General features: G+C 49.8%; 3 protein-coding genes. 1 reads left to right on the top strand and 2 read right to left on the bottom strand.

Annotated elements, in window-relative coordinates; translation table 11 throughout:
* The first annotated feature begins 104 nt into the window (after nt 1-104).
* Nucleotides 105-716, top strand: a complete 612-nt coding sequence (locus ACTHUE_RS14470) for a CNP1-like family protein (RefSeq protein ID WP_199900396.1) — start codon at nt 105-107, stop codon at nt 714-716.
* A 63-nt stretch (nt 717-779) separates the two neighbouring features.
* Here ACTHUE_RS14470 and ACTHUE_RS14465 read toward each other — a convergent pair whose 3' ends face one another.
* On the bottom strand, nt 780-1895 hold the full coding sequence (locus tag ACTHUE_RS14465; RefSeq protein ID WP_070461426.1) for a porin: 1116 nt from the start codon (nt 1893-1895) through the stop codon (nt 780-782).
* Nucleotides 1896-2287: 392 nt separating this feature from the next.
* Nucleotides 2288-2909: glutamine amidotransferase-related protein (locus ACTHUE_RS14460; protein ID WP_440423125.1), on the bottom strand; the 622-nt coding region annotated here is incomplete at its 5' end.

The following is a 2909-nucleotide window of genomic DNA, read 5'->3' as shown; positions in this document are numbered from 1 at the left end:
AAACTCGTCATATTAATCAGAATTAACGTCAATTATACCGCACTTACTTGCACCCCACCCTGCAAGCCCATAAAATAAAGCCGTTTTTCACTTTGGAGCTGTCTATGCGCCGTTTTGCCCTTCTCGCCCTCAGCCTTGCCGCGACTCAAGCATTTGCTTTGGGTTTCAGCCAAAAAGATACGCTGACCAACACGCGTTATCAGGAAAGCCCTGAAGAAGTTGCCGCACGCGAGTTTAAAGAACACAAAGCCGAGTTGCCGCCTCTGCCCGATACCCAATCGAGCGATTGGTTCGACCTCTATGTCAACGAAACCTACGGCAAGCAGCCCAAAATCCTGCTCAGCAGCCTGCAAATCATGCCTGCGCCGGACAACAGCATCCGCTACGTCTTGAACGTACGCTCCGACAAAGGCTACGACAACCTCTCCGTCGAAGGCCTCTATTGCGCCCGCACATCCTTTACTTACAGCAACGACAAGCGTTCGTCTTACAAAGTATTCGCTTACGGCGATACAGTAAACCGCCGCTGGATTGAACCGCGCAAAGGCGATTGGAAGCTGATCGGCAATGCGTTCAGCCGCAACGATGCCCTGCACACCGCCCTGTATCAGGCATTCTGTATCGACGGCATGCCGACAACGGTCGAAGGCTTGGTACAACGTTTGAAAGAACGCGGCGGCCGTCACGGCACAACGCTGACCAACCACGACAAATAAACCGCTTTAATCAACAAAAAGGCCGTCTGAAATTTTTCAGACGGCCTTGTCTTTAGAGACAGCTTAGAATTTGTGATACAGGCCCACAGAAGCGGCTTTTTGTTCAACGCCGCCTTTGTTGGCTGCAGTCAGACGGGTTTTGTTGCCGACTTTCAGATACGCCAGTTGGGCAACTACGCCGGTGCGTTTGCTGAAGGTGTATTGGCCGCCGACAACGACTTGGTCGAATTTATCCACCAATTTTTCTCCACTGTTCACGCCCTTGGCAGGCCAGCCGTGCGCGTAAGTAATGCGTGGGGTGACATTGCCCAATTTGTAGCCGACTGTTACCGCTGCATCAACTACTTTCACGGCTTCAGATTTGCCTGAATCGACAGTAATGTCACTACCCTTGTACTCATTAAAACCATCGGTGAAATAGCCTAAATATTCGTTGCCTGTCTCATGGCCTTTGGCATAGTGTACGCCGCCGCCGACAAAGAGATTGTCTTTATCGTAATAAGTTTCGACTTTGGCGATTTGCGCCGCTTTGACTTTGCCTGATTTGTCGGTGTACGCGCCGTTGTAGTGGCCGTAAGCCGCATTGGCGGTAAAGCCGTTTTTAGAGAAACTCACGCCGCCGGTGTATTGGTCTTTGGCCGGTTTGGTGTGCGTGTATTTGTCTGAAGGATTGCGGTTGTCGCGCGGTGCGTAAGACACGTTGAATTTGAATCCGCCGAAATCCGGGCTGTCGTAGCGTACAGCGGCGTTACGGTTGCCGGTACGGGTAAAGATGCCCAAGCCTGCGGCATTGGTTTTGTACATCCATGGATCGATGGTGTCCATTTCGTTCAGCATATTGCTGAGTTTACCGGCACGGACTTTACCGAATTTACCTTGCAAACCAATGAAGGAATCGCGATTGGCAAAACCTTGAGAACCACCGGTAATGGCCGTTTTTTGTTCAACTTGCCAGATAGCTTTCAAATCGCCGCCGAGGTTTTCGCTGCCTTTGAAACCGATACGGGAGGTATTGTCATTGATGCTGGTTGCGGTAGAGCTGGTTTCAGAACCTGCATCACCTTTGATTTTTACTTGACCGACGGTCACGCTGCTTTTGATTTGACCATACAGAATGACGTCTGCAGAGGCAGCCAGCGGCAAACCGGCAATAACCAAAGCGATAATCGATTTTTTCATTATTCTCTCCAAAACAAAGTTAAAATCTCGTGAAAACACGTTTGGCAATATTAATGTTTTCCAACGCTACAAACAACTACTTTCATCTTGATAGACACTTTTATTCATTAGAGTTTAGACTTTTTACAACATTTTTAAATAAAACAGGCCGTCTGAAAGAAATTTCAGACGGCCTTTCCTATTTGCAGCGAAAACGTGACTTGGGTTGTCTTAAAAACTCCGGTTTAGGCAAATGCGGCGCAGTTTAAAGCTATGCGCGACATTATCGGCGGCGAAAACAACCGTCCCGTACAACCTTTAAACGACCGCGAAGTCAATGAAGACAAATAACTTCTAAGGCCGTCTGAAAACAAAAAAGCACCCGGAAACGGGTGCTTTTTCAATCACATCAATCAGGCTTTTTTGTTACCCAACGCGGCTTTCACAAACGCGCTGAACAAAGGATGGCCTTTGCGCGGATTGGAAGTAAATTCCGGATGGAACTGACACGCGAAGAACCAAGGATGATTTGGCAATTCGATGGTTTCAACCAAACGCTCGCGGCCTGCAGATACGCCGCCAATGACCAAACCGGCTTTTTCCAACTGAGGAACATAGTTGTTGTTGACCTCGTAGCGGTGGCGATGACGTTCGCGGATATGTTCGCTGCCGTAGATTTTTGCGGCAAGGCTGCCCGGTTTGAGGTCAACTTCTTGCGCGCCCAAACGCATGGTACCGCCCAAATCGGCAGATTCGTCACGGGTTTCTACGCTGCCGTCGGCAGTTTGCCATTCGTCAATCAGGGCAACGACAGGCGCGGCGCATTTCAAATCAAACTCGGTAGAGTTCGCACCTTTCAAGCCTGCAACATCGCGGGCGTACTCAATCAGGGCAATTTGCATGCCCAGGCAGATGCCCAAGTATGGTACGTTGTTTTCACGCGCATAGCGTACGGCGGCAATTTTGCCTTCCACGCCGCGTGAACCGAAGCCGCCCGGCACCAAAATCGCGTCCATGTCTTTGAGCATGGAAACG

Source organism: Neisseria sp. P0021.S005 (assembly GCF_051956955.1).
This window is presented reverse-complemented; position numbering and strand designations above follow the sequence as displayed.